The sequence below is a fragment of the Kribbella sp. NPDC048915 genome, assembly GCF_040649595.1.
Classification (GTDB): Bacteria; Actinomycetota; Actinomycetes; order Propionibacteriales; family Kribbellaceae; genus Kribbella.
Window position 1 is genome coordinate 1 of record NZ_JBEZFT010000066.1, and the last position, 23,755, is coordinate 23,755.

At 68.9% G+C, this 23,755-nt stretch carries 25 protein-coding genes and 1 tRNA gene; 17 read left to right on the forward strand and 9 right to left on the reverse strand.

Features of this window, described 5'->3' with window-relative positions; all coding sequences use genetic code 11:
• Positions 1-514 precede the first annotated feature (514 nt).
• Positions 515-1,018: a hypothetical protein gene (locus AB0B82_RS26595; RefSeq protein ID WP_360174004.1), complete on the forward strand. Its 504-nt coding sequence runs from the start codon at positions 515-517 to the stop codon at positions 1,016-1,018.
• Between the two features lie 110 nt (positions 1,019-1,128).
• Here the strand turns inward: AB0B82_RS26595 and AB0B82_RS26600 are convergent, their stop codons facing one another.
• From AB0B82_RS26600 to AB0B82_RS26610, 3 genes are all read right to left on the reverse strand, one after another.
• Entirely contained in the window at positions 1,129-2,499 is a 1,371-nt protein-coding gene (locus AB0B82_RS26600) for a TrpB-like pyridoxal phosphate-dependent enzyme (RefSeq protein ID WP_360174007.1), read from the reverse strand.
• A gap of 62 nt (positions 2,500-2,561) precedes the next feature.
• Complete coding sequence (locus AB0B82_RS26605) at positions 2,562-3,164, reverse strand: histidine phosphatase family protein (protein WP_360174010.1); 603 nt, start codon at positions 3,162-3,164, stop codon at positions 2,562-2,564.
• The gene (locus AB0B82_RS26610) at positions 3,131-4,165 is read right to left on the reverse strand and encodes an adenosine deaminase (RefSeq protein ID WP_360174013.1); all 1,035 of its coding nucleotides are present in this window, start codon (positions 4,163-4,165) and stop codon (positions 3,131-3,133) included. The genes AB0B82_RS26605 and AB0B82_RS26610 overlap by 34 nt, the downstream gene beginning before the upstream one ends.
• A gap of 339 nt (positions 4,166-4,504) precedes the next feature.
• Here AB0B82_RS26610 and AB0B82_RS26615 point away from each other — a divergent pair.
• The 5 genes from AB0B82_RS26615 to rplA all read left to right on the forward strand — a co-directional run bounded on the left by AB0B82_RS26615 (position 4,505) and on the right by rplA (position 7,389).
• Positions 4,505-4,577, forward strand: a tRNA-Trp gene (locus tag AB0B82_RS26615).
• A 55-nt stretch (positions 4,578-4,632) separates the two neighbouring features.
• Positions 4,633-4,875, forward strand: coding sequence for a preprotein translocase subunit SecE (gene secE, locus AB0B82_RS26620; protein ID WP_360174016.1), 243 nt, complete (start codon positions 4,633-4,635; stop codon positions 4,873-4,875).
• Between the two features lie 445 nt (positions 4,876-5,320).
• Complete coding sequence (nusG, locus tag AB0B82_RS26625; RefSeq protein WP_360174099.1) at positions 5,321-6,145, forward strand: transcription termination/antitermination protein NusG; 825 nt, start codon at positions 5,321-5,323, stop codon at positions 6,143-6,145.
• A gap of 12 nt (positions 6,146-6,157) precedes the next feature.
• Complete coding sequence (rplK, locus tag AB0B82_RS26630) at positions 6,158-6,589, forward strand: 50S ribosomal protein L11 (RefSeq protein ID WP_350280896.1); 432 nt, start codon at positions 6,158-6,160, stop codon at positions 6,587-6,589.
• A 77-nt stretch (positions 6,590-6,666) separates the two neighbouring features.
• Complete coding sequence (rplA, locus tag AB0B82_RS26635) at positions 6,667-7,389, forward strand: 50S ribosomal protein L1 (protein WP_360174019.1); 723 nt, start codon at positions 6,667-6,669, stop codon at positions 7,387-7,389.
• 133 nt (positions 7,390-7,522) lie between these two features.
• Here the strand turns inward: rplA and AB0B82_RS26640 are convergent, their stop codons facing one another.
• Together AB0B82_RS26640 and AB0B82_RS26645 are read right to left on the reverse strand one after the other, a co-directional pair.
• The gene (locus AB0B82_RS26640) at positions 7,523-8,395 is read right to left on the reverse strand and encodes a formyltransferase family protein (RefSeq protein WP_360174022.1); all 873 of its coding nucleotides are present in this window, start codon (positions 8,393-8,395) and stop codon (positions 7,523-7,525) included.
• The gene (locus AB0B82_RS26645; protein ID WP_360174025.1) at positions 8,392-8,544 is read right to left on the reverse strand and encodes a hypothetical protein; all 153 of its coding nucleotides are present in this window, start codon (positions 8,542-8,544) and stop codon (positions 8,392-8,394) included. Before AB0B82_RS26645 ends, AB0B82_RS26640 begins: the two co-directional genes overlap by 4 nt.
• A 227-nt stretch (positions 8,545-8,771) precedes the next feature.
• On the opposite strand from AB0B82_RS26645, the gene AB0B82_RS26650 reads away from it, so the two are divergent.
• On the forward strand, positions 8,772-9,890 hold the full coding sequence (locus tag AB0B82_RS26650; RefSeq protein ID WP_360174028.1) for a hypothetical protein: 1,119 nt from the start codon (positions 8,772-8,774) through the stop codon (positions 9,888-9,890).
• An 8-nt stretch (positions 9,891-9,898) separates the two neighbouring features.
• On the opposite strand, the gene AB0B82_RS26655 is transcribed toward AB0B82_RS26650, so the two are convergent.
• From AB0B82_RS26655 to AB0B82_RS26665, 3 genes are read right to left on the reverse strand one after another with little or no spacing between them, the layout of a single operon-like run.
• On the reverse strand, positions 9,899-10,531 hold the full coding sequence (locus AB0B82_RS26655; protein ID WP_360174030.1) for a bifunctional 4-hydroxy-2-oxoglutarate aldolase/2-dehydro-3-deoxy-phosphogluconate aldolase: 633 nt from the start codon (positions 10,529-10,531) through the stop codon (positions 9,899-9,901).
• Positions 10,528-12,159 carry a D-aminoacylase gene (locus tag AB0B82_RS26660; RefSeq protein WP_360174033.1) on the reverse strand — a complete coding sequence of 544 codons (1,632 nt, stop codon included), beginning with the start codon at positions 12,157-12,159 and terminating at the stop codon, positions 10,528-10,530. The genes AB0B82_RS26655 and AB0B82_RS26660 overlap by 4 nt, the downstream gene beginning before the upstream one ends.
• 1 nt (position 12,160) lies before the next feature.
• Complete coding sequence (locus tag AB0B82_RS26665) at positions 12,161-13,465, reverse strand: amino acid deaminase (protein WP_360174036.1); 1,305 nt, start codon at positions 13,463-13,465, stop codon at positions 12,161-12,163.
• A gap of 162 nt (positions 13,466-13,627) precedes the next feature.
• Here AB0B82_RS26665 and AB0B82_RS26670 point away from each other — a divergent pair, with 162 nt between their 5' ends.
• Genes AB0B82_RS26670 through AB0B82_RS26680 form a run of 3 tightly spaced genes read left to right on the forward strand, consistent with a single transcriptional unit; the run spans position 13,628 to position 15,746 of the window.
• A complete protein-coding gene (locus tag AB0B82_RS26670) occupies positions 13,628-14,590 on the forward strand; it encodes a sugar kinase (RefSeq protein WP_360174038.1) in 963 nt (320 codons plus the stop codon).
• Positions 14,587-15,321: an IclR family transcriptional regulator gene (locus tag AB0B82_RS26675; RefSeq protein ID WP_360174040.1), complete on the forward strand. Its 735-nt coding sequence runs from the start codon at positions 14,587-14,589 to the stop codon at positions 15,319-15,321. Before AB0B82_RS26670 ends, AB0B82_RS26675 begins: the two co-directional genes overlap by 4 nt.
• A gap of 20 nt (positions 15,322-15,341) precedes the next feature.
• On the forward strand, positions 15,342-15,746 hold the full coding sequence (locus AB0B82_RS26680; protein WP_360174043.1) for a RidA family protein: 405 nt from the start codon (positions 15,342-15,344) through the stop codon (positions 15,744-15,746).
• Here AB0B82_RS26680 and AB0B82_RS26685 read toward each other — a convergent pair.
• Positions 15,743-16,342 (reverse strand): SMI1/KNR4 family protein, encoded by a 600-nt coding sequence (locus tag AB0B82_RS26685; RefSeq protein WP_360174046.1) that lies wholly within the window; start codon positions 16,340-16,342, stop codon positions 15,743-15,745. The two genes, AB0B82_RS26680 and AB0B82_RS26685, sit on opposite strands and share 4 nt — an antisense overlap.
• A gap of 52 nt (positions 16,343-16,394) precedes the next feature.
• On the opposite strand from AB0B82_RS26685, the gene AB0B82_RS26690 reads away from it, so the two are divergent.
• The 7 genes from AB0B82_RS26690 to AB0B82_RS26720 all read left to right on the forward strand — a co-directional run bounded on the left by AB0B82_RS26690 (position 16,395) and on the right by AB0B82_RS26720 (position 23,755).
• Entirely contained in the window at positions 16,395-17,216 is an 822-nt protein-coding gene (locus AB0B82_RS26690) for an IclR family transcriptional regulator (RefSeq protein ID WP_360174049.1), read from the forward strand.
• Positions 17,216-18,394, forward strand: a complete 1,179-nt coding sequence (locus AB0B82_RS26695; RefSeq protein WP_360174052.1) for an MFS transporter — start codon at positions 17,216-17,218, stop codon at positions 18,392-18,394. Before AB0B82_RS26690 ends, AB0B82_RS26695 begins: the two co-directional genes overlap by 1 nt.
• Positions 18,395-19,841: 1,447 nt before the next feature.
• Positions 19,842-20,441: a 50S ribosomal protein L10 gene (gene rplJ, locus AB0B82_RS26700; RefSeq protein WP_360174055.1), complete on the forward strand. Its 600-nt coding sequence runs from the start codon at positions 19,842-19,844 to the stop codon at positions 20,439-20,441.
• A 65-nt stretch (positions 20,442-20,506) separates the two neighbouring features.
• On the forward strand, positions 20,507-20,905 hold the full coding sequence (rplL, locus tag AB0B82_RS26705) for a 50S ribosomal protein L7/L12 (RefSeq protein WP_360174057.1): 399 nt from the start codon (positions 20,507-20,509) through the stop codon (positions 20,903-20,905).
• Positions 20,906-21,208: 303 nt separating this feature from the next.
• Positions 21,209-22,156, forward strand: a complete 948-nt coding sequence (locus AB0B82_RS26710; RefSeq protein WP_360174060.1) for an ABC transporter ATP-binding protein — start codon at positions 21,209-21,211, stop codon at positions 22,154-22,156.
• Positions 22,153-22,926 (forward strand): ABC transporter permease, encoded by a 774-nt coding sequence (locus tag AB0B82_RS26715; protein ID WP_360174063.1) that lies wholly within the window; start codon positions 22,153-22,155, stop codon positions 22,924-22,926. The genes AB0B82_RS26710 and AB0B82_RS26715 overlap by 4 nt, the downstream gene beginning before the upstream one ends.
• Position 22,927: 1 nt before the next feature.
• A complete protein-coding gene (locus tag AB0B82_RS26720; protein WP_360174066.1) occupies positions 22,928-23,755 on the forward strand; it encodes an ABC transporter permease in 828 nt (275 codons plus the stop codon).

The window sequence follows — 23,755 nt, forward strand, 5'->3', positions numbered from 1 at the left end:
CCGCATCCGGTACCGGTCCCGGGGTTCGCCCGGTGGGTTCACCCACCGTGTTGTGGGTTCCTGACCCGTGTGAAGGGTGCGGAACCCACAACACCGTGGGTGAACCCACCGTGCGACGGAAACCCGGAGGCCCCTACGCGCACACCACACCGCCACCACACCGCCACCACACCGCCACCACACCGCCACCACACCGCCACCACACCGCCACGGGACGGCACCAGGCGCCGAGCTACCAACCCGGCCAACCCGGCCGCTGCAGTTCGCCGGGTTCGTAGCAAGCCTGCTCCGCCGGCAACTGCTGACCCGCGAAAACTCTCCAAGGAGAGTTTTCCGCACGACAGTGGAGGGTTTTCCCGCCATACGCGGGAAAACCCTCCATAGATGCGGCTCCAACGGGGCGGGCCCAGACCTCGTCTGCAGGGTGCGGCGTGGGGGCCCGCCTGTCCGCGGCACGGGGGAACGGATGTGGTAAGCGGGAGACGGCTTGTGGGGACGGAAATAGAGTTGGTGGGTGGCTGAGGAAGCTGTGACGACGTTGCGGGCTGAGTTGGGGCGGTTCGAGCGGGTGGAGGAAGCGTTCGCGCTGCTCGAGGTGTTTCTGGAGGTGGCTCGGCCGCGGCTTGGCACGGTCGTGCTGGATCCGGTGGGGCTGCGGTTGCCGGCGGAGGTGACTGATGAACGTGCACTGCTGGAGAAGCTGATCGACGAGATCGAGCAGGAGCCGCGCGGCAAGGGACGCGTGCTCGAGCGGGCGTTCGACATGGACGACGAGCAGGCACGCTGGGACTACGTACGGCTCGCCTACAGTTCGAACCAGGCCACGGTGTGGAGCCGTCGCCAGCGAACCACATTCTTCGAGGCAACGCTTGCGCCCAAGGCGACGTACTGGCTTCCCGACAGCTTGAAGGCCGATTACTTCAGCGCTCTGACCGCCCGTGGCTGGGCCATCCCGGAGGACTGGACCACCGCTGTCCCCAAACGCCCCAAGCCCTGGTGGAAACGCGGCAGCCGCTGACCGCGCGCTCCCTCGGGTAAGGGCATGGCGTGCTGGTGACGGCGGCGCGGTGGTCCGCGACTACCGCCCCTGCCGGTGGGTAGGTGCCGGCAGGGACGGTGTGGCGTGGGTCAGTCGACGGCCGGGAGGTGGGTGAGGGCTTCGGCGACGGCTGATTGGATTTCGGTGTCGGACCAGGTGCGGTCGGTGATGGTGTTGGAGAGGTAGGCGTCGTAGGCGGCCAGGTCGAGGTGGCCGTGGCCGCAGAGGGCGGTGAGGATGACCTTCTCCTCGCCGGATTCCTTGCAGCGTTGGGCTTCCTCGACGGCGGCGGCCAGTGCGTGAGTGGGCTCGGGAGCCGGAACGATGCCTTCGGTGCGGGCGAACTGGACGCCGGCCGCGAAGCACTCGGACTGCGGTTTCGCGACCGCCTCGATCTCGCCGGTCTCGTACAGGTGGCTGATCAGCGGGCTCATGCCGTGGTACCGCAGGCCGCCCGCGTGGATCGGGTCGGGGACGAAGTCGTGGCCGAGGGTGTGCATCTTCATCAGCGGCGTCATGCCGATGGTGTCGCCGAAGTCGTAGGCGTAGGTGCCTTGGGTCAGCGAGGGACAGGCGGCCGGCTCGACGGCGCGGACCACCGGGGACATCCGGCCGGCCCACTTCTCGCGGAGGAACGGGAACGCGAGGCCGCCGAAGTTCGAGCCGCCGCCGGTGCAGCCGACAATGAGGTCCGGGGTCTCGCCGGCCATCGCGAGCTGCAGCAGGGCCTCTTCACCGATGATCGTCTGGTGCATCAGCACGTGGTTGAGCACCGATCCGAGTGCGTAGTGGATCTCCGGATCCTGCACCGCGGCCTCGACCGCCTCGCTGATCGCGATACCGAGTGAACCGGTGGAATCGGGGTCGCCGGCCAGGATCTTCCGGCCGGCCTCGGTGAGCTCCGACGGGCTCGGGTGCACGGTCGCTCCGAAGACCTGCATCATGGTCCGCCGGTACGGCTTCTGGTCGTAGGACGCGCGGACCTGCCAGACCTCGCACTCCAGGCCGTACTGCGCGCAGGCGAAGGCGAGTGCTGTGCCCCACTGGCCGGCGCCGGTTTCGGTGGTGAGCTTTCGGACACCGGACTTCGCGTTGTAGTACGCCTGCGGGACGGCCGTGTTGGGTTTGTGGGATCCCGCGGGGGAGACGCCTTCGTACTTGTAGTAGATCCGCGCGGGTGTGTCGAGAGCCTTCTCCAGGCGGTGGGCGCGGTAGAGCGGACTCGGCCGCCACAGCCGGTAGACGTCGAGGACTTCGCCGGGAATGTCGACGTACTGGTCCTGGGACACCTCTTGCAGGATCAGGTCCATCGGGAAGAGTGGGGCGAGGTCGTCCGGCCCGATCGGTTGCCCGGTGCCCGGGTGCAGGACCGGTGGGGGCGGCGTGGGTAGGTCGTGAAGAACGTTGTACCAACGGGTCGGCAGCTCGTCTTCCGGCAGCAGGATCTTCGTCGGCGTCATGACGCAAAGTTAGGCCCGCGCGGACGCCCCGACAATGACCTGCACCGGAACCCGACCGGACCTCATCCGGAACTCGGCAGCCGGTCCACGGCGACCCCGGCTCGCACGCGGTACACGACATCCGAAGGCTGCTGGGTGTCGAGCGCGTCGGCGACGCCGAGGCAGTGCAGCAGGAGCCGGCCGATCATCTCGTGCGAGACGATCAGGGGCCGGAGTACGCCGGTCCGCCCGATCTCGTCCAGCACGCGCGCGGCGCGTACCGAGGCGTCCGCGTAGCTCTCGCCGCCTGGAAACCGATAGGTGTACTTGTCTCGTGAGCGTCGCTCACGTTCGCCCGGCCAGCGCGCGTCGATCGCCGCGGAGTCCAGACCCGACCAGTCCCCGTGGTCGAGTTCGGCGAGGTCGTCCAGCACCTCAACGCGGAGCCCGAGGTGCGAGGCAATGACCCTGGCTGTCGTTAGCGCGCGGCCGAGCGGGCTGGCGTAGACGGCGTCGATGCCCGCACCGGTCAGTAGACGGGCGTTCCGGTGCGCCTGGCCGAGGCCGAGCGGGGTGAGCGGTGAGTCGAGGCGGCCCTGGCGGCGCCCGGCGACGTTCCACTCGGTCTGACCGTGGCGTGCCAGGTAGGCGGTCAGGCCGGGATGGTGGCGGGGGCTCCGAGCCATTCGTCGATTTCCGCGAGGAGGGACTTCTGGACTTCCGGTGGCGCGGTGGAGGCGAGGACGGAACCGCGCGCCAGGTCCGCGAGTTCCGCGTCGGTGAAGCCGTGGACGCTGCGCGCGGTCTCGTACTGTTCGGCCAGGCGGGAGCCGAACAGGAGCGGGTCATCGGCGCCGAGCGCGATCCGGGCGCCCGCCTCGTACAGCGCGCGCAGCGGGACGTCCTCGGGTCGGCGGTAGACGCCGAGTGAGACGTTCGAGGCGGGGCAGACCTCCAGGGCGACCTGTGCGTCGACCAGGCGCTTCAGCAGGTCCGGGTCCTCGACGGCGCGGACGCCGTGGCCGATCCGCCCGGCACCGAGCTCGTCCAAGCAGGTGCGCACGGTGGCCGGTCCGCACAGCTCACCGCCGTGCGGCGCCGACAGCAGCCCGGCGCGGCGCGCGATGCGGAACGCCGGCTCGAACTCCGACGTCGTACCGCGTCGTTCGTCGTTCGACAGGCCGAAGCCGACCACGCCGCGGCCGGCGTACTGCGCAGCCAGCCGCGCCAGGGTGCGGGCATCCAGCGGGTGGCGGGTGCGGTTCGCGGCGACGACGACCTGGACCGCGATCCCGGTCGAGGCCGCGGCGTCGCGGGCGGCGTCCAGCACCAGGTCGGTGAACTCGGTGATGCCGTGGAACCGGTTCGCGTAGCCGGACGGGTCCACCTGGATCTCCAGCCAGCGCGAGCCGTCCGCCTTGTCGTCCTCGGCGGCCTCGCGGACCAGCCGGCGGACGTCGTCCTCCGTGCGTAGCACCGAGCGCGCGATGTCGTACAGCCGCTGGAACCGGAACCAGCCGCGCTCGTCGGCCGCCGACAGCTCCGGGGGCCAGTCGGTCCGCAACGCGTCCGGGAGCCGGACCCCGTGCTTGTCCGCCAGCTCGACCAGCGTCAGGTGCCGCATCGACCCGGAGAAGTGCAGATGCAGGTGTGTCTTCGGCAGCACCCGCAGATCCCGCTGCGTCATTACCGAAGGTTACCGAGGCCCTACCGGCCTCACGAAATCCGTGCGCGTCATCCCTTCAGTGTCGCCGAGCCGCGCCCAGGCCGACGAGGTCGGTGGTGCCGGTGGGGAACGCGGTAGGGGTGGTGTGCGTTGTGGACGGGTGAAGGCTGTATGGTTCTGACCGCGGTGCGACGCCCGGTGCGGGGTTGTACGGGCAGGGGCCTGGGTCGAGGCTGAGCTTTCGAGGCTGAGTTCGACCAGTCGGCTCCGACCCCGTACACTTCTCTAGGTCCGGGCGTTGATGGCCCTGATCCGGCATGCCCGAGATCAGGACCGACGCGGCGTCCGGATGGATTGCAGAGGGCACTAGCTCAACTGGCAGAGCATCGGTCTCCAAAACCGAAGGTTGGGGGTTCAAGTCCCTCGTGCCCTGCAAATCCTGACCGGCGCAGGGCCGGTCAGGCCGCCGCTAGCGAAAGAGGTAGGTCGTGACGGAGACGCGCACCCCGGCACCGTCCGGCGCCGGCAAGCCTGGGGAAGGCAAGCAGGGCAGGGGCCTGCTGCGCTTCTACCGCCAGGTGGTCGCCGAGCTCCGCAAGGTCGTCTGGCCGACCCGCAAGCAGCTCTCCACCTACTTCGTGGTCGTTCTGACCTTCGTGGTGTTCGTCATCGCGTTCGTCTCGGTGCTCGACCTCGCCTTCGGCTGGGCGATGTTCAAGATCTTCGGCTGAGGCCGTCCACCACGATCCCCACCGCAGGTCCCGGGCTCCTGACCCGATCCGAAGCAGACAAGACCCCGAACCACAGATGACGGAGTACGACGTGTCCGAGCGCGACGACGAGGTCCTCGACTACGAGGACGAGTTCGACGTATCCGACTCCGACGACGACCTCGATCTCGACTTCGACGAGGACGACACCGACACCGACGACGACCTCTTCGGTGACGACGACGATGACGACGACCCGTTCGCGGACATCGACGACGAGGACACCGACGTCGAGGTGGACGTCGAGGACGAGGACGACGAGTACTCCGCCGACGACGAGGCGGAGACGCCGCGTCCGGACGCCGACACCTCCGACGACGAGCCGGTGGTCGTGGTGCCGGCCGCCGACAGCGCCGAGGCCGACGAGGTGGTGACCGCGGACGACGTCGACGACGCTGCCGCCGAGCTGTCCGAGGAGACCGCCGAGACCGCGCCGGAGTCCACCGACGAACCGGCCGCCGCGGCCGACGAGGTCGTCTTCTCCAGCGGCGACGACGCCGCGGACACCGACGACGCGGACGACGACGAGGACACCGACGTCGAGGCGCCGGCCGCCGAGGCTGAGGCCGAAGAGGCTGAGGAAGCCGAGGAGGCGGAGCCCGAAGAGCCGGGTGACCCGCTCGAGGAGCTGCGCAGCCGGCTGCGGTCGCAGATCGGCGACTGGTACGTCGTGCACACGTACTCAGGGATGGAGAACCGGGTCAAGGGCAACCTGGAGAACCGGATCAACTCCCTGAACATGGAGGACTACATCTTCGAGATCATCGTGCCGACCGAAGAGGTCGCCGAGATCAAGAACGGGCAGCGCCGGATGGTGAAGCGCACGGTGCTCCCCGGCTACGTCCTGGTCCGGATGGATCTGACCGACGAGTCCTGGTCGACCGTGCGGCACACGCCGTCGGTGACCGGTTTCGTCGGGAACAGCCAGAAGCCGGTCCCGCTCAGCCTCGAAGAGGTCGAGAAGATGCTCGCTCCGGCCGTCGTGGCGGCGGCCGAGGCGGCGGCTGCCGAAGCCGGCGCCGCACCCGCCAAGACCGCGGCCAAGAAGAAGGTCGAGGTCGCCGACTTCGGTGTCGGGGACTCGGTCATGGTGGTCGACGGGCCGTTCGCGACCCTGCACGCCACAGTCACGGAGATCAATGCCGAGGCCCAGCGGATCAAGGCCCTGGTGGAGATCTTCGGCCGGGAGACCCCGGTGGAACTCAGCTTCAACCAGATCCAGAAAGTCTAAGGACCCGACAGAATGCCTCCCAAGAAGAAGATCGCTGCGCTGGTCAAGGTGCAGCTCCAGGCCGGTGCCGCGACGCCGGCCCCGCCGGTCGGTACCGCGCTCGGTCCGCACGGCGTCAACATCATGGAGTTCTGCAAGGCGTACAACGCGCAGACCGAATCCATGCGCGGCAACGTCGTACCGGTCGAGATCACCATCTACGAAGACCGGTCCTTCACCTTCATCACCAAGACGCCGCCGGCGCCGGAGATGATCAAGAAGGCCGCCGGTCTGCAGAAGGGCTCCCCGGTCCCGCACCGCGACAAGGTCGGCAAGATCACCAAGGACCAGGTCCGCGAGATCGCCACCACCAAGATGCCGGATCTGAACGCCCGCGACATCGACGCGGCAATGAAGATCATCGAGGGTACGGCGCGCTCCATGGGCGTCACCGTCGACGGCTGATCGCACCCCAACTTTTCCCGCAGTAGTGGCAGGGCGAAGCGCCGCCCGACGACCACACCCCAGAAAGAGGAACAGCAATGGCACAGCGCAGCAAGGCTTACCGCGCCGCCGCGGAGAAGATCGACTTCGACAAGCTGTACACGCCGCTCGAGGCGATCCGGCTGGTCAAGGAGGCCGCCGGCAGCAAGAAGTTCAACTCCACCGTGGACGTCGCGATGCGTCTCGGGGTCGACCCTCGTAAGGCCGACCAGATGGTGCGTGGCACCGTCAACCTTCCGCACGGCACCGGCAAGACGGCACGGGTCCTCGTCTTTGCCACCGGTGAGAAGGCCGAGGCCGCCAAGGCCGCCGGCGCCGACTTCGTCGGCGACGACGACCTGATCAAGAAGGTCACCGACGGCTGGCTCGACTTCGACGCCGTGGTCGCCACCCCTGACCTGATGGGCAAGGTCGGCCGGCTCGGCCGCGTCCTCGGCCCGCGTGGTCTGATGCCGAACCCGAAGACCGGAACGGTCACCCCGGACGTGGCCAAGGCCGTCACCGACATCAAGGGTGGCAAGATCGAGTTCCGGGTCGACCGGCACGCGAACCTGCACTTCATCATCGGCAAGGCCTCGTTCGACGAGACCCAGCTGGTGGAGAACTACAGCGCCGCCCTCGAGGAGATCCTCCGTCTGAAGCCGGCCAGCTCGAAGGGCCGCTACATCAAGAAGACGGTCTTCTCCACCACGATGGGTCCGGGCGTCCAGGTTGACCCCAACCTGAGCCGCAACCTCACCGGCGAGCCGGTCGAGGCCTGATCCGCAGCACCTCGGAAATGCCCCCGCCGTCGGCGGGGGCATTTTTTGTCCCCGCACAACTGCCGAGTCGTGGGAAATGGTTGTCGAGGGGTTCCGCGAGTCGTGGATTTTGGTTGTCGTCGAGAGCCGATTTTCACGACTCGGCGGTCGAAGCGCACTCGGCGGTCGAAGCGTGCGTGAGGCGGAGCGGGGTGTCGGCGGTTTGGACGGTCCAGCCGTCGGAGTGGTGTTCGAGGATCGTGCCTGCAACTGCATCACCGGGAGCAGCTGCTGGGTCGGTGCGGGCGATGAGGTGGGTGGCGCCGTCCAGTTCGACCTGGGCGCTGACCGACGTGACGTTCAAGGCGGCCGCCTTGCGCCGGATCACCCAAGACGGCTCGGTGAGGTCCAGCAGGCGTTCGGCGTCGGTGAAGAACGGCGCCTCGGACGCCAGCGCGGGATCCTGCGGTTCGCCCGGATCACCGGCCACGAGCCGCGGTACGGCCTCGTCGAGGCACTCGGCGAACAGTGTGCGCCAGCACTGAATGATCGCGGTGCCGTTCAGGTCGTCGGGCAGCGGTACGACGCGTTGCGCCAGGATCGCGCCCGTGTCGAACTCCGCCGCGGTCCGGTGCACCGTGACGCCGACCCGCTCGTCGCCCTCGTAGATCAGCCGCTGCGGCGTCGGTCCACGGCCGGCCGGTAGCGGCGCCGGGTGGCAGTTGATCGCGCCGTACTTCGGAATCTCGAGGATCTCGGCCGGGATCAACCGTGGGAACGCGGCCGAGATGATCACGTCCGGCCGGAGGGCGGCGATGACCGGCGCGGCCACCGTGCGGAGCTTGCGGGTGATCAGCACGTTCACGCTGTCCGGCAGCTCCGCGACCATCGGCGAATGCGCGCCGTACCGGCCGTCGTCGGGCAGTGTCGAGACCAGGACCAGTTCGTGACCGTTGCGCTCGACGAAGTCGTTCACGACCCGGAAGCCGGGGAGGAAGGCGTTCAGGCCGACGATCCGCAAACTCATGATTCCCCAGAAGCGGCATCGAGCATCCGGAGCGTGATGTCCCGGTTGCGGACGACGTAGATCTGCAGCCACCACGGGACCCCGGTCGCGCCGAGCTCGGCGAACGTGGTCCCGGCATTGCTGGAGACACCGAGGATCGAACGGGCCATGCGGCCCATCGTCGCACTCGACGGTGCCGCGGGCCGACCGGATTCGGCGGCGGGCGGTCGATCGGGCACAGTACAATCGCGGTATGACGCAGTACGGGCGGCGATTTCTGCGCCCCGGCCGGCACGACGGTGCCGACGGGGTGAGCCGCTGCTGCGCTCTCTCCTGAGGTGACCGCGGCCGACCGGGGTGGATCCCCCGTCGAGACCGTCATTCTGGAGAGAAACCCATGTCTGTCCTCACCCTGAAAGAACTGCACGCTGCCCTCGGGCTGCGCGACCTCACCGATCCGGCGCAGGGTCCGCACGCGATCCAGCTCGTCGTCGACTCGATCCGCGCGGCGCTCGCCGCGGCCTGGCCGTACACCGAGATCTGGACCCGCCGCGATCATCCCGTCGTACCGCTGGCGGACAACTACGACAACCTCGGGTACGCGAACGACGCGGTGACGCGGGAGGCCCGCTACACGCGCTACGTTTCGGAGAACGAGGTCCTGCGCAGTCATACGTCGGCGATGATCCCGCCCGCGCTGCGGGAACTGGCCGCCTCGGAGTCGTCCGATGTGCTGATGATCTGCGCGGGCATCTGCTACCGCCGGGACTCGGTCGACTGGCAGCACACCGGTACGCCGCATCAACTGGACCTGTGGCGGATCAGCCGCAACGTGCCATTGGGCGAGCCGGAGCTGGAGGAGATGATCGCCCGCCTGGTCGACACGGTCCTCCCCGGCCAGACGTATCGCACTGTGCCCGCGGTACACCCGTACACGATCCACGGCCGGCAGATCGACGTACTGCTGGACGACCAGTGGATCGAGATCGGCGAATGCGGTGTCGCGGCGCCGCATGTCCTGCGCATGGCCGGCCTGGACGAGAGCTGGACCGGCCTCGCGATGGGACCCGGCCTGGACCGCCTGCTGATGCTCCGTAAGGGGATCCGTGACATCCGTCTGCTGCGGTCGACCGATCCGCGGGTGGCCGCGCAGATGCTGGATCTCTCGCCCTACAAGGCGGTTTCGTCGATGCCGCCGGTACGGCGTGACCTGTCCGTCGTGGTGAACGCGGACGCGGACGTGTCGGCGGAGGTGATCGGTGACAAGGTCCGCGACGCGCTCGGCCCGGACGCCGATGCGGCCGAGTCGCTCGAGGTGCTCGGCGAGACGTCGTACGACGACCTGCCCGAGCGTGCCCGGGAGCGTCTCCAGATGACGCCCGGGCAGCGGAACCTCCTGGTCAGACTGGTCCTACGACCGGTCGACCGCACGCTGACCGATGCCGAGGCCAACCACCTGCGAGACCGGGTCTACCGCGCGCTGCACGAAGGCCCGGTCCTGGAGCTGATCGGCTGAGCGCAGGGTCAGAGGGCGGCGCAGAAGGACTTGGCCTTCTCGGTGATGGACTGCCAGTTCGCGGCGGCGACGTCGGTGGGGGAGACGACGTCGGTGCCGGCGCTGACCGCGAGCGCCCCGGCGTCGAGGAAGTCCCGCGCGTTGCCGGCGTTGACACCGCCGGACGGGATCAACGGGACGCCGGGGAACGGGCCGTTCAGGTCCTTGAGGTACTTCGGGCCGAGCTGGTGCGCGGGGAAGATCTTCACCGCGGTGGAACCGAGCGCGAGCGCGGTCATCACCTCGGACGGGGTGAACGCACCGAGGACGAGCGGGATGCCGGCCGTCCGGGTGGCTTCGGCGATCGCGGCGGCCTCGGGTCCCTGGCCGGGGGTGACCAGGAACTGCGCTCCGGCCTCGATCGCCTGCCGGGCCTGGTCGGCGGTCTGGACCGTGCCGGCCCCGACCACTGCACCGGTCTCGGCGGCGGTGGACGCGGCGCGCTCGAGGTGCCGAGGCAGGTCCGGGGTGGTGTAGGTGAGCTCGACGACGTGGATCCCGCCGTCCACCAGGGCGCCGCACAGGTCCCGGGCGTCGGAGATCTCCCGGGCGCGGACGACGGTCAGGACCCGGTCGGCGCGGAGCAGCTCCAGGGTGTTCACAACGGTTTCCTCTCGGCAGGCAATGGCTCAGCAGGGGCAGCAGCGGTTGGCGTGCGGCGGACGGACCGGCCGGGCAGCGCGGACGTCCGCTGCGACTCGTCGATGACCAGGTCACCGTTGACGATCACGTACGGAATGCCCTCCGGTTGCCGGCGCGGTTCGGGGAAGGTAGCGGTGTCGCGGACGGTCTCGGGGTCGAACAGGACCAGGTCGGCGGCGTACCCCGCGCGGATCAGGCCGCGGTCGGGCAGCCGGAGGCGGCGGGCGGGGCGGCCGGTGAGGTGGTGGATGCAGTCGGCAAGGTCGAGAACGCCCAGCTCACGGACGTAGTGCGCGAGGTAACGCGGGAACGTTCCCCACGACCGCGGATGCGGCTTGCCGCCGACCAGGATGCCGTCCGAGCCGCCGGTGTGCGACGGGTGCTGCATGATCGCGCGGACGTTCTCCTCGTGGCCGACGTGCTGCAGGATCGAGGTCGCGAGGTCGTCGGCCAGGAGGGTCTCGAAGAACACGTCCGCGGGCGTCTGACCGGTTCGCTGCGCGAGCTCGGCGACTGTGTGCCCGACCGCGCCGGAGAGCGCAGGATTGCGGACGCCGCCGATCTCGATCGTGTCCCACTCGACGACGCAGCCGTGGCAGCCGTCCGTGCCAACCTGCTCGAGCTCGTAGGTGATGCGTCGGCGCTGGACCGGATCCCGGAGCCGGGCGAGCAGGGCATCCGGACCGCCTTCGGCCGTCCAGCTCGGGAGGATCGCCGACAATGTGGTCGCTCCCGGCAGGTACGGGTAGGTGTCGGTGGTGACGTCCACGCCCGCCGCCAGCGCTTCGTCGATCAGAGCGACCAGATCCTTGCCGCGACCGGCGTTCGGCGCGAAGTTCATCACCGCGTGGGTCAGGTGCAGCGCGCAGCCTGAGCGGCGCGCCACGTCGACCATCTCGGCGTACGCCTCCAACGCGCCCTTCCCGTACGAGCGCTGGTGCGGTGCGTAGTACCCGCCGTACGCCGCGAGCACCTCGCACAACGCGACCAGCTCGTCCGTACTCGCGAACATCCCGGGCGTGTACGTCAGCCCGCTGCTCATCCCGACAGCGCCCGCGAGCAGCCCGTCGGCGAGCAGTTGCCGCATCCGCGTCAGCTCGTCGTCCGTGGCCGGACGGTTGGACGTCCCCACGACCATCAGGCGCAGCGTGCCCTGCGGGACCAGGTACGCCGCATTGCACGCGATGCCCTGATCGAGGCGGTCGAGGTACCCGGCGACGGTAGACCAGGAGAAGTCGAAGTCGTCCGGTTCGCCGTTCCAGCCGGCGATCTGGCGGCGTACCACGGCGCGCGTCGGATCGTCGATCGGCGCGAACGACAGACCGTCCTGGCCGAGGACCTCGAGCGTCACACCCTGGCTGACCTTCGCGGTGTGGTCGGGGTTGACCAGGATCTGCAGGTCCGAGTGCGAGTGCATGTCGATGAAACCGGGCGACAGCACCAGCCCGTCGGCGTCGATCGTCCGGTGCGCGGCCGGCAGGTCGTTGCCGATGGCCACGATGCGGCCGGTGTCGACCGCGACGTCGGCGTGGTACCCGGGGGAGCCCGTGCCGTCGACGACCAGCGCTCCGGTGATCAGCAGGTCCATGTCAGAAGAACGTCCGGACCAGGTCGACGACCACCGGGTCCGCCGCATCGGGGTCGTCGAGCACCGGGATCAGGCCCCACTTGTCGAAGGCCGTACAGGGATGGGACAGGCCGACGCGCAGTTCGTCGCCGATCACCACGTCCTGCTCGTCGCCGAACCGCAGGAACCCGTGCTGGTCGTTGAGTTTGGTCACGGTCATGCCGGTCGCCGGCCGGATCGGGTCACCGTCGGACCGCGGCCGGATCAGCTGCGGCTCCGGGTAGTCCTGATCGAACGGGAAGTCGCGACGGCCGCCGTCGAAGATCGCCAGCCCCGGCTCGGGTTGCGACGTGATCCGCATCCAGCCGTGCATCGCCGGGACCAGTTGCTCGCCGTCGGTGCGCGGGTGCTCGCCGAGTGGGGACACGCGGCGGTACAGCCCGTCGTCGTGGGTGATGTACGCGCCGGAACGCAGGACCACCCGCGCGCCCTGGCCGGCCTCCGCGGCGAGGACCTTCGCGACCTGCTCGAAGTACTGGCTGCCGCCCGCGCTCACGATCGGTACGACGTCCGGCGGGTACAGCGGCCGCAGCAGGTGATGAACAGCTGCCAGTTCCCGCAGGTACGCGCGCACCTCTTCCAGGTCGGCCTCGTCGACACCGTGACCGATCGCGCCCTCGTAGCCGGCGACGCCGACCAGCCGCAGCGTCGACGCGGCGGCGATCGCCTCGCCGACCGCGAGCGCGGTCTCGGCATCGCGGGCACCGGTCCGGCCGCCGATCCCGCCGACCTCGACCATCACGTCGAGCGGTCGCGCGTCCGGTCCGACGTACGCCGATCGGGCCTGCTCCGTCAGCTCGACCGTGCGCACCGAGTCGGCCCACACCATCACCTCGAACGCCGGGTCGGCCGCCAGTTCGTCGGCGATCCAGCGCAGCTGCAGCGGTGAGATGACCGCGTTCGCGATCAGTACCCGCTGTACGCCGTAAGCGCGCGCGACGCCGAGCTGGAACCCGTTCGCCAAGGTGATCGCCCACGCGCCGGAGTCCAGCTGCATCGCCCAGAGCGCCGGTGCCATCGTGGTCTTGCCGTGCGGCGCGAGCTCGACGCCGTGGCGTTCGCACCAGGTGGTGAGCGTGTCGACGTTGTGCCGCAGGCCGGGCGCCGACAGCGTCATCAGCGGAGTCGGGAGCTGTGACAGCCGAGGCCGGTCGGCCAGCACGTCCTTGACCGTCCGGCCCCAGAAGGCGGGTGGCAGGGCCTTGTCCTGCCAGGTCACCTGCTGATCGGCGAGCGCGGCGACGGCATCGGCGTCGTATGCGGGCATCAGACCCCCTGGTCGCGGATGGCCTCGGATTGTCTCGGATGGCCTCGGGTTGCAGAATACGCAACGCTCATTGCGTATTCTGACTCATCGGTTGTAGCATCGCGGCCGAAGTCGCGTCAACGCACGCCCTATCCCATCACTCTCGCCCCGCAAGGAGTGCCGATGTCCGAAACGGCTGCGATCTGCATCGGCGAGGCGATGATCATGCTCGCCGGTGGACCCGGGCCGCTCGCGGACGTGGAGGTGTTCCGCCGGTCGGTCGGCGGCGCCGAGTGCAATGTGGCCGGCGGGCTCGCGGCGCTCGGCGTACCGACCGGTTGGGTCTCGCGGCTCGGTGACGACGGGTTCGGCGAGCATGTCCTGCGTGATCTCACGGCGCGCGGCGTCGACGTCGGGGGCGTGGAGATCGACCCGGTCCGGCCGACCGCGTTGTACGTGAAGGAGAGCGCGGACGGCCGCTCCCGGATGCACTACTACCGGACCGGCTCGGCCGCGGCGGCCATGGACCCGGCCTTCCTGGATCGTCCCGCGGTCAAGGAGCGACTGCGGCAGGCAAAACTGGTGCACACCACCGGTATCACCGCGGCGATCTCCACGACCAGTGCGGACATGCTGGAGCGGCTGGCCACCGAGCCGCGGGACTTCCTGCTCAGCGTGGACCTCAACTGGCGGCCGACGCTGTGGCGAGACAAGGACCCCGCCCAGCTGTGGCGGCTGCTCAAGGCCGCTGACATCGTGCTGATCGGTGCCGACGAGGCAGAGGTGTTCGCCGGGACCGGTGACCCGGACGAGCTGTTCGAACTGATCGGCGCGCGGACGCTGGTCGTGAAGAACGACGCGCACACGGCGATCGTTCTGGACGCGGACGGCCGTACTGAAGTCCCGGCGCTCACCGTGGACGTGGTCGAGACCGTCGGAGCGGGTGATGCCTTTGCTGCCGGCTACCTGGCCGGAACGCTGCAGGGGCTGCCGGCCACACAGCGCCTGCGGCTGGGCCATCTGACCGCTGCGGCCGTACTGACTGCGCCTGAGGACCACGCGCCGCCGCCGTCGGACGACGTCCGCGAGCGACTCCTCAACGCGTCCGACGCGGAGTGGGCGGCGGAGAAGATCGGTGCGGCATGAGCCAGAGTCTCGGCAGAGCACTGCAGATCCTCACCAGCCTTGGTGAGGGAGAGCGGTCGCTCGATCAGTTGGCCGCCGAGTTGGGTGTGCACAAGACGACGGTGCTGCGGCTGCTGCGCACGATGGAGGCGGAGCGGTTCGTACGGCGGGACGCGGCGCACCGTTATCGCCTGGGGGCGCGGCTGTTCGCGCTGGCGGACGTCGCGCGCGAGCAACACGTCGTACGGCAGGTCGCCGCGCCGCATCTGCGCGAGCTGAACCAGAAGACCGGGCAGACCGTTCACCTGGCGGCGTGGGAGAACGGCGAGGTCATCTACGTCGACAAGCTGGACAGTGTCCGGTCCGTCCGCATGTACTCGCAGGTCGGCGTACCGGCGGCTCTGCACTGCACCGCGGTCGGCAAGGTACTACTGGCCGCGCAGCCCAAGCGGCAGCGCGAGGCGGTCGTCGAATCGCTGGACTACCAGGCGTTCACGCCCAACACCATCACCGACCCGGATCGCTTGCGGGACGAGCTACGGCTGACGCAGGAGCGCGGCTGGGCGCAGGACCGGGCGGAGCACGAGTCGTTCATCAACTGCATCGGTGCGCCGGTCACCGACAGTTCCGGTCGCGTCGTCGGGGCCGTCTCGCTGTCCGTCCCCGACGTACTGCTGAACTATGAGCAAGTGCTCGAGCTACTGCCCGACCTGCTCGCCACCGCCGGCGCGATCAGCGCCGACTACAACTGACAACCACTGTGAGAGGCCAGATGTCCGACAAGACCGCTGTCACCACCACCGACGCCCCGCCGCCGATGCCGATGTTCTCCCAGGGTGTGCGGAAGGGGAACATCCTGCAGGTGTCCGGCCAGGGCTCGGTCGACCCGGCCAGTGGCGAATTCGTGCACGTCGGTGACGTGAAGGCCCAGACCACCCGCGTGCTGCAGAACATCGAGGCGATCCTCGTGGCGGGTGGATCGAGCGTCGACGATGTCGTGATGCTGCGCGTGTACCTGACCAAGCGCGAGGACTTCGCCGCGATGAACGAGGCCTACGCCGAGTTCCTGTCGACCCGCACGCCGAGCGGTGTGCTGCCCGGGCGGACCACCGTGTTCACCGGCCTGCCGCTGCCGGACATGCTGGTCGAGATCGACGCACTCGCCGTCGTCGGCTAAGGCTGAATCGGTGCCCGGACCAGCGGTTCGCCGTTGACGGATTGCTGGTCCGGGCCGCGGTCCCACCACAGCTCCTGGTGGACGGTGAGGTACGGGTACCAGCCGTGGACGCCGGTGCCGTGGTGCAGCGACCGCACCACCTCGGCGAGGTACGACGCGAGGCTCGGCCAGGAGGCTGTGAAGTCACCCGGCCCGTCGTGCAGCGCCATCCCCAGACGTCCCCGTTGCGGACCGGGGCGCAGATCGATGACCTGGAGGTCGCCGTCGCTGTCGGCCCACGGGATCCAGGCCGGATGCCAGTAGGGCTCCGTCTGCGGCGGATGGACGGCGAACCCGTCGAGGTCCGCGGCCAGTTCCATCCGCAGCTGCCAGTTCGCGCCGATCTCGGCGGCGCTGGACGGCAACGCCTCCGGCAGCAGGTTCGCCCAGGCCGTCACGCCGTTGTGGCAGCGCAGCGACTCGATCAGCTCGGGCGGTAGCTCGACGCCGGCCCGCAGCTCGACGTCGGTGGCCGGCGGCGCCAGGACGGCGTACGTCGCCGGCGCGTGCCGAGCGAGCCACGCGTCGAGGCGGCTCCAGGAGGCGGTGATGCTCACCGGCTGGACATTACCGCGCGCCGTGTCCCGTATCGCGGGATAGGGTCCTGCTATGCAGGAAAGGGGCAGGAAGGCGCGTGGTTCGGTCCAGTCGATCGACCGCGCCGTGGCGATCCTGAAGTGCTTCGGCGCGCGGGTGCCGGAGCTCGGGATCAGCGACCTGGCCCGGGCCACCGGTCTGTCCACGAGTACGGTGCACCGGCTGTTGCTGGCCATGCAGGAGAACGGGCTGGTCCGGCAGACCGCCGACCGCCGCTACGCGATCGGCCCGCTGGTCGCGCAGTTGGCGCACAGCGGCGGCATCCCGGCCGGCCTGCGCGATGCTGCCCTGCCGGTGCTGCGTGCACTCCGCGATGACACAGGGGAAACCGCGGCCGTGCACGAGTTGCTGCCGTCAGGGCAGCGCGTCGTCCTCGACCAGGTGGAGAGCCACCACCAGTTGCGGCGTACCTACACCGAGTTCGGCCTACCGCTGGCGCTGCCGCTCGGTGCGCCGGGGAAGGCGCTGCTCGCGTTCCTGCCGTTCGAGCGCCAGCAGGAGGTGCTGAAGGGCCCGCTGGAGAAGGTACAGCCGGCAACGATCACCGACCCGGACGTGCTGGCGGAGCAGTTCGCGGAGATCCGCCGGCGCGGGTACGCGATGTCGCGGACCGAGCGGACGGCGGGGATCTGCAGCGTCGCCGCGCCGGTGTTCGGCCATTCCGGCGCGGTCGCCGGCTGCCTGAGTGTTTCCGGCCCGGAGCTGCGGATGCCGGTCGAGCGGATGGAGGAGTTCGGGATGCGAGTCGCCGAGGCAGCGTGGTCGGTGTCGGAGTTGCTGGGGGCCACCCCGGCGGCCCGGGACCGCAGTACGGCGCTGGCCGGCGGCCGGTGATGTCCCACGGCCGCGAACTCTGGCGGATCGCACCGGCGGTCTATCTGCCCGCGCTGCTCTACGGCATCGGCCAGGGCGCCATCGCACCGGTTGTCGCGGTCTCGGCGACCCACCTGGGTGCATCGGTCGCTGTAGCCGGTCTGGTGGTCGCCGCGGCCGGGCTGGGGCAGGTGATCGGCGACATCCCGGCCGGTGCGATCACGAACCGCGTCGGAGAGCGTACGGCGATGCTCGGCGCCACCGTTCTGGTCGCCATGGCGCTGGCGGCCTGTCTGATGGTTCCAACGGTCTGGGGTCTGGCCATCGCGATCGGTTGCACCGGACTGGCCGGAGCGGTCTGGGGCCTCGCCCGCCAGGCCTACCTGAGCGAAGCGGTGCCGATCCAGCTCCGGGCGCGTGCGCTGTCCACGCTGGGCGGCGTACAGCGCATCGGCTCGTTCATCGGCCCGTTCCTCGGTGCGGGTGCAATGAAGTTCCTCGGTACCGACGGCGCGTACTGGGTGCACCTGGTAGCCGCCGGTCTGGCGTGCGTGGTGCTACTGAGCCTGCCCGACGTCGCCAACCGGCGTGGAAAAGGCCCGCTGGCAGCGCAGTCCACGTGGGGAGTCATTCGCGACCACTTCCCGGTACTGCGGACGCTCGGTGTCGGAGCGCTGCTCGTCGGCGCCGTACGGGCGTCCCGCCAGGTCGTGATCCCCCTGTGGGCTCAGCACATCGGACTCGACCCGCAGACCACCAGCGTGATCTTCGGACTGTCCGGTGCGGTCGACATGCTGCTGTTCTATCCGGCCGGGTCCGTGATGGACCGGTTCGGCCGGAAGTGGGTCGCCGTACCGTCGATGCTCGTCCTCGGGTCAGCGCATCTGCTGCTGCCGTTGACGCACACCACTGCCACGCTGACCGCGGTCGCGCTGCTGATGGGCATCGGCAACGGGCTCGGCGCCGGCGTGATCATGACGCTCGGCGCCGATGCCTCGCCGCCGGTCGGACGCGCGCAGTTCCTCGGCGCGTTCCGGCTGTTCGCGGACACCGGCAACGGGGCCGGACCGCTGCTGCTCGCGGGCGCCGCGGCCCTGCTCGGGCTCGGTCCGGCGATCGTGATCATGGCCGGCACCGGCTGGGCCGCAGCCACCGCCATGCACCGCTGGATCCCGGCCCATCGCCCAACAGATCCGTAGGAGTGGTGCCGCAGCCGGCACGCGCTCGGCGGTCACTACTTGCCCCCAACACGAAGGGCTATCCGTTCGTGTTGGGGGTTGTCCGTTGGTATGGGGACGAAGAACCCCGTTTCGCGGGGATAACCCATGGTGGCGGGGGCTGGGGTGGCGGGGTGAGGGGTGGCGGGGTGATGCGGGCGCATGTGTTGGCGGCGCGGGGTTGTTTTGGCGCGCGTTGTTGGTGGCGCGGCGTTGTCCGAGCCGCATCTGTGGAGGGTTTTCCCGCGTATGGCGGGCAAAAGCCACCACTGTCGCGCGGAAAACTCTCCTAGTACTACAGCCGGACTTCGTGTTCTCCGGCCGGAGCGGTCTTCGTTATGTGCCTGTCTTGGCGGATTTGGGGAGGATTTCTGGCCGATCCTGGGGTGAAATCCTCCCCGGATCGGGCCCGGATCGTGGCCTGACGCCGCCGCAGATCACGATCTCCGGCTGTAGTACTAGATGATTGATGCACGGCCTGGTCTGGATTCTGTGGTCGTAGTGATGGGCCGAGGACGCTCGGGCGTGTGGCGTGGGTGGCGTGTGGCGTGTGTCAGGTCGACAGGACGTCTCCCGTGACAGGGGTCACAGCCGAGCGTGATTCAGGCGCCGAACACACCCGCCCCGCACCACACTAACTGTCGAGCGTGCACACCTTCGGGCCGCGCATCAATCATCTAGGAGAGTTTTCGCGGGTCAGCAGCGGCGGTGCAGTATTGGTGCGAACCCGGCGAACCCGGCGAACTGCGGCGGCCGGCGTGGCCGGGTTGACCGGGTTGACCGGGGTGGTCGGGGGTGGTCGGGCGTGACCGGGGTGGCCCGGGGTGGTAGCTCGGCGCGGGTTGAGGGAGTCCGCGTGCTGACCGGGTTTCCTGGGTGACCGCGTCCGTGGCGGATCGTGTGGGCCAACACGGTGGGTCAACCCCTCGTGTTAAGGGTTGTCTGTTGGTGTAGGAGCGGAGAACCCCCAATACGTGCGGATATCCGTCCGCGTGGGGTTTTACGTGGCCGCGGTGTGTCGGCAGTGTGTGGGCCAACGCGGTGGGTCAACCTCTCGTGTTGGGGGTTGTCCGTTGGTATGGGGACGAAGAACCCCCGATTCGCGCGGATAACCACTCGTGTGGTGAGGTCGGGCCGTGGGCGCAGCTTGGGTACGGCGCTCGCGGTGGTGAGCTGGTCGACGCCTGGACACCGGCCTCAGGGGAGCCGATTTGGTCAAACTGTGGTTGACCAGGCACACTGTTCACTGCCGAAGACCGCTGGTTGCTGTCATGTGCCCGCATGTGACAGTCGAAGGTCCCACTCAGGTGGGCGGCCCGCGCAGGTGACTTGGAAGTGAACGAGATCTTTTCACGCCCTTGCGCCTGTGCAGGGGCGATTTTCTTTTGTCAGGGGTCCGAGGCATGGAAGCCGATAGAAGGAGACCCCCATGGCGAGGCCGGACAAGGCAGCCGCTGTCGCGGAGCTGACGGACGAGTTCCGTAGCTCCAACGGCGCCGTGCTGACCGAGTACCGCGGTCTCACCGTCGCGCAGCTGAAGGAGCTTCGGACTGCGCTCGGTGACGACGTGAACTACGCCGTGGTGAAGAACACGCTGACCAAGATCGCGGCCAAGGAGGCGGGGGTCGACACGTTCGACTCGCTCCTCGAGGGCCCCTCGGCAATCGCCTTCATCAAGGGCGACCCGGTGGTTGCGGCCAAGGGTTTGCGTGACTTCGCCAAGGCGAATCCCCTGCTCGTCATCAAGGGTGGAGTGCTGGAAGGCAAGGCACTCGGCTCTGACGAGATCAGCAAGCTCGCTGACCTGGAGTCGCGTGAGGTTCTCCTCGCGAAGCTCGCAGGTGCGATGAAGGCGGCCCCGCAGCAGGCGGTGTCGCTGTTCGCTGCTCCGCTGCAGCAGGCCGCGCGCCTGTTCGCGGCACTGCAGGAGAAGCTGCCGGCGGAGGCTGCTCCGGCGGCCGACGTGCAGGACGCGGCCGAGGCACCTGCCGAGGCGAGTTCCGAGGAGACCGCCGCAGCGGACAGCTGAGGCACCTCACCGCAACACCCCATCAGTGATCACCAAGCACCACATCGTTAGGAAGGACCGCCATCATGGCGAAGCTCAGCACCGAAGAGCTCCTCGGCCAGTTCAAGGAACTGACCCTGCTGGAGCTGTCGGAGTTCGTTAAGGCCTTCGAGGAGGAGTTCGGCGTCACCGCCGCCGCCCCGGTCGCCGTTGCCGCTGCCCCCGCTGCGGGTGGCCAGGGCGGTGGCGAGGCCGCCGCCGCCGCCGAGGAGCAGGACGAGTTCGACGTCGTCCTGGAGTCGGCCGGCGACAAGAAGATCCAGGTCATCAAGGAGGTGCGTGGTCTCACCAGCCTTGGTCTGAAGGAGGCCAAGGACCTCGTCGAGTCGGCCCCGAAGCCGGTCCTGGAGAAGGTCGACAAGGCTGCCGCGGAGAAGGCCAAGGAGGCCCTCGAGGGCGCCGGCGCCACCGTCACCCTGAAGTGACCCACGCGTTACGGCCCGGGCCGAGCGCCAGGACGTAACGAATGTGTGGAGAAGGGCGGTCCCCCGTGGGGGGCCGCCCTTCTGACATTCCGGCTCGCTAGGATCACCAGCAGCCCGCAGGCCGTACCTGTGCGTGAGCGCCGTGATCTCCGGGTGACCGGAGCGTGACCTTTCGGTCACCGACGCTCGACATCTGGGGGTTACGCAAAACCGTACTCGTGCGTAACCTAGGCCACTGCCCCGTCGTTGGGACGGCTGAACGCCGTCGGCCGGGGACCCGCAGACATCCCGTGAGGAGGACCGGTGGGCGTAGAAGTCCGCGTCGAAGGTCTCACCAAGTCCTTCGGCAGCCAGCTGATCTGGGGCGACGTGTCCCTGACGCTGCCCGCGGGGGAGATCTGCGTGATGCTCGGTCCCTCCGGTACCGGGAAGTCGGTCTTCCTGAAGACCCTGATCGGGCTGATCAAGCCCGACCGCGGGCATGTCTGGATCGAAGGCACCGACATCGCCACCTGCAGCGAGCGCGAGCTGTACGAGGTACGGCGGCTGTTCGGCGTGCTGTTCCAGGACGGCGCGATGTTCGGGTCGATGAACCTGTACGACAACGTGGCGTTCCCGCTGCGCGAGCACACCAAGAAGTCCGAGTCCGAGATCCGCTCCATCGTGATGGAGAAAATGGAGATGGTCGGCCTCGTCGGTGCCGAGAAGAAACTCCCCGGCGAGATCTCCGGCGGGATGCGCAAGCGAGCCGGCCTGGCCCGCGCGCTGGTCCTGGATCCGGAGATCCTGCTCGTCGACGAGCCCGACTCCGGTCTCGACCCGGTCCGTACGTCGTTCCTCAACCAGGTCATGATCGACCTGAACGAGGCGTTCGGCGCGACCTTTCTGATCGTCACCCACGACATCAACACCGCCCGGACCGTGCCGGACAACATCGGCATGCTGTACCACCGGCACCTGGCGATGTTCGGGCCGCGGGAGATGCTGCTGTCCAGCGAGGAGCCGGTCATTCGGCAGTTCATGAACGCGCAGATGATCGGCCCGATCGGCATGTCCGAGGAGAAGGACGCCGACGAACTGGCCCGCGAGAGCGGCCAGGAGCTCCCGCCGCTGCCGCCGATCCCGCTCCAGCAGCTGCCCAGCAGCGGCATGCTGCGGGCCAACCAGCGCCCACCCGGCGAATGGTGCCGCGACAACGGCATCGTCCCCCCACCAGGCTCCTTCGAGTCCAAAGCCGTGGGGGCGAGGTGACGGTTTCCGCAACCGCGCCGCTGAAGCATGCGGGGTCGTTGTTCGCGTTCGCTCTGGACACCGGGCGGGCGGCGTTCCGGCGGCCGTTCCAGTTGAAGGAGCTGCTGCAGCAGGCGTGGTTCGTGGCGAGCGTGACGATCATCCCGACCGCGCTGGTCGCGATCCCGTTCGGCGCGGTGATCGCGCTGCAGGTCGGCGGGCTGATCAAGCAGTTCGGGGCGCAGGCGTTCACCGGTTCGGCCGCGGTCCTGGCCGTTGTCCGGGAGGCGTCGCCGATCGCGACCGCGCTGCTGATCGCCGGTGCCGGCGGCTCCGCGATCTGCGCGGACCTCGGCTCGCGGAAGATCCGCGAGGAACTGGACGCGATGATGGTCCTCGGCATCGACCCGATCCAGCGTCTCGTCGTGCCGCGGGTGCTGGCCACGATGCTGGTCGCGTTCTTCCTCAACGGGTTCGTCAGCGTCGTCGGCGTGATGGGCGGGTACGTCTTCAACGTCGTCCTCCAAGACGGCACCCCCGGCAGCTACATCGCCAGCTTCACCGCGCTCGCCCACCTGCCCGATCTGTGGCAGGGCCAGGCGAAGGCGCTGGTGTTCGGGTTCATCGCGGCGGTCGTCGCGGCGTACAAAGGTATGAACGCGGGCGGCGGCCCGAAGGGCGTCGGCGACGCGGTCAACCAGTCCGTCGTGATCACGTTCATGCTGCTGTTCGTCGCGAACTTCTCGATGACCGCGATCTACTTCCAGCTCGTTCCGCCGAAGGGGGCCTGACATGTCGGCCCTCGACACGCTGGTGCGCAAACCCCTGAGCTCACTCGATCGCTTGGGTGAACAGCTCGCCTTCTACATCAAGGCGCTGGCCTGGTCCGGCAAGTCCGTCACCCGGTACCGCCGGGAGATCCTCCGGCTGCTGGCTGAGGTGACGCTCGGCACCGGCGCGCTCGCGGTGATCGGCGGCACCGTCGGCGTGATCACGTTCCTGGCGTTCTTCACCGGCACCGAGGTGGGTCTGCAGGGCTACTCGGCGCTGAACCAGATCGGTACGTCGGCCTTCGCCGGCTTCGTGTCGGCGTACATCAACACCCGCGAGATCGGCCCGCTGATCGCCGGCATCGCGCTCGCCGCGACCGTCGGCTGCGGGTTCACCGCGCAGCTCGGCGCGATGCGGATCAGCGAGGAGATCGACGCCCTCGAGGTGATGGCGATCCCGTCGCTGCCGTTCCTGGTCACCACCCGGATCATCGCCGGCCTGATCGCGGTCATCCCGCTGTACGTCGTCGGCCTGCTGGCGTCGTACTTCGCGACCAGACTCACCGTCACCACCTTCTACGGGCAGAGCACCGGGACGTACGACCATTACTTCCACCTGTTCCTGCCACCCGGGGACGTGCTCTGGTCGTTCGGCAAGGTGCTGGTGTTCGCGGTGCTGGTGATCCTCGTGCACTGCTACCACGGTTACCACGCGACCGGTGGTCCGGCCGGAGTCGGCGTCGCCGTCGGCCGCGCCGTCCGGACGTCGATCGTGGTGATCAACGTCGTCGACCTGCTGCTGTCGATGGCGATCTGGGGGACGACGACCACCGTGAGGCTGGCCGGCTGA

Coding starts and splice junctions, on each gene's coding strand:
- AB0B82_RS26605 (WP_360174010.1), bottom strand. CDS start 3,164: ATGGCTCGGAGCCCCCGCCACCATCCCGGCCTGACCGCCTACCTGGCA.
- AB0B82_RS26675 (WP_360174040.1), top strand. CDS start 14,587: ATGAGCCAGAGTCTCGGCAGAGCACTGCAGATCCTCACCAGCCTTGGT.
- AB0B82_RS26720 (WP_360174066.1), top strand. CDS start 22,928: ATGTCGGCCCTCGACACGCTGGTGCGCAAACCCCTGAGCTCACTCGAT.
- rplK (WP_350280896.1), top strand. CDS start 6,158: ATGCCTCCCAAGAAGAAGATCGCTGCGCTGGTCAAGGTGCAGCTCCAG.
- AB0B82_RS26610 (WP_360174013.1), bottom strand. CDS start 4,165: ATGACGCAGCGGGATCTGCGGGTGCTGCCGAAGACACACCTGCATCTG.
- AB0B82_RS26660 (WP_360174033.1), bottom strand. CDS start 12,159: ATGGACCTGCTGATCACCGGAGCGCTGGTCGTCGACGGCACGGGCTCC.
- AB0B82_RS26645 (WP_360174025.1), bottom strand. CDS start 8,544: ATGGCCCGTTCGATCCTCGGTGTCTCCAGCAATGCCGGGACCACGTTC.
- AB0B82_RS26650 (WP_360174028.1), top strand. CDS start 8,772: ATGTCTGTCCTCACCCTGAAAGAACTGCACGCTGCCCTCGGGCTGCGC.
- AB0B82_RS26600 (WP_360174007.1), bottom strand. CDS start 2,499: ATGACGCCGACGAAGATCCTGCTGCCGGAAGACGAGCTGCCGACCCGT.
- AB0B82_RS26695 (WP_360174052.1), top strand. CDS start 17,216: ATGTCCCACGGCCGCGAACTCTGGCGGATCGCACCGGCGGTCTATCTG.
- rplJ (WP_360174055.1), top strand. CDS start 19,842: ATGGCGAGGCCGGACAAGGCAGCCGCTGTCGCGGAGCTGACGGACGAG.
- AB0B82_RS26680 (WP_360174043.1), top strand. CDS start 15,342: ATGTCCGACAAGACCGCTGTCACCACCACCGACGCCCCGCCGCCGATG.
- AB0B82_RS26665 (WP_360174036.1), bottom strand. CDS start 13,465: ATGCCCGCATACGACGCCGATGCCGTCGCCGCGCTCGCCGATCAGCAG.
- AB0B82_RS26670 (WP_360174038.1), top strand. CDS start 13,628: ATGTCCGAAACGGCTGCGATCTGCATCGGCGAGGCGATGATCATGCTC.
- AB0B82_RS26640 (WP_360174022.1), bottom strand. CDS start 8,395: ATGAGTTTGCGGATCGTCGGCCTGAACGCCTTCCTCCCCGGCTTCCGG.
- AB0B82_RS26690 (WP_360174049.1), top strand. CDS start 16,395: ATGCAGGAAAGGGGCAGGAAGGCGCGTGGTTCGGTCCAGTCGATCGAC.
- rplA (WP_360174019.1), top strand. CDS start 6,667: ATGGCACAGCGCAGCAAGGCTTACCGCGCCGCCGCGGAGAAGATCGAC.
- rplL (WP_360174057.1), top strand. CDS start 20,507: ATGGCGAAGCTCAGCACCGAAGAGCTCCTCGGCCAGTTCAAGGAACTG.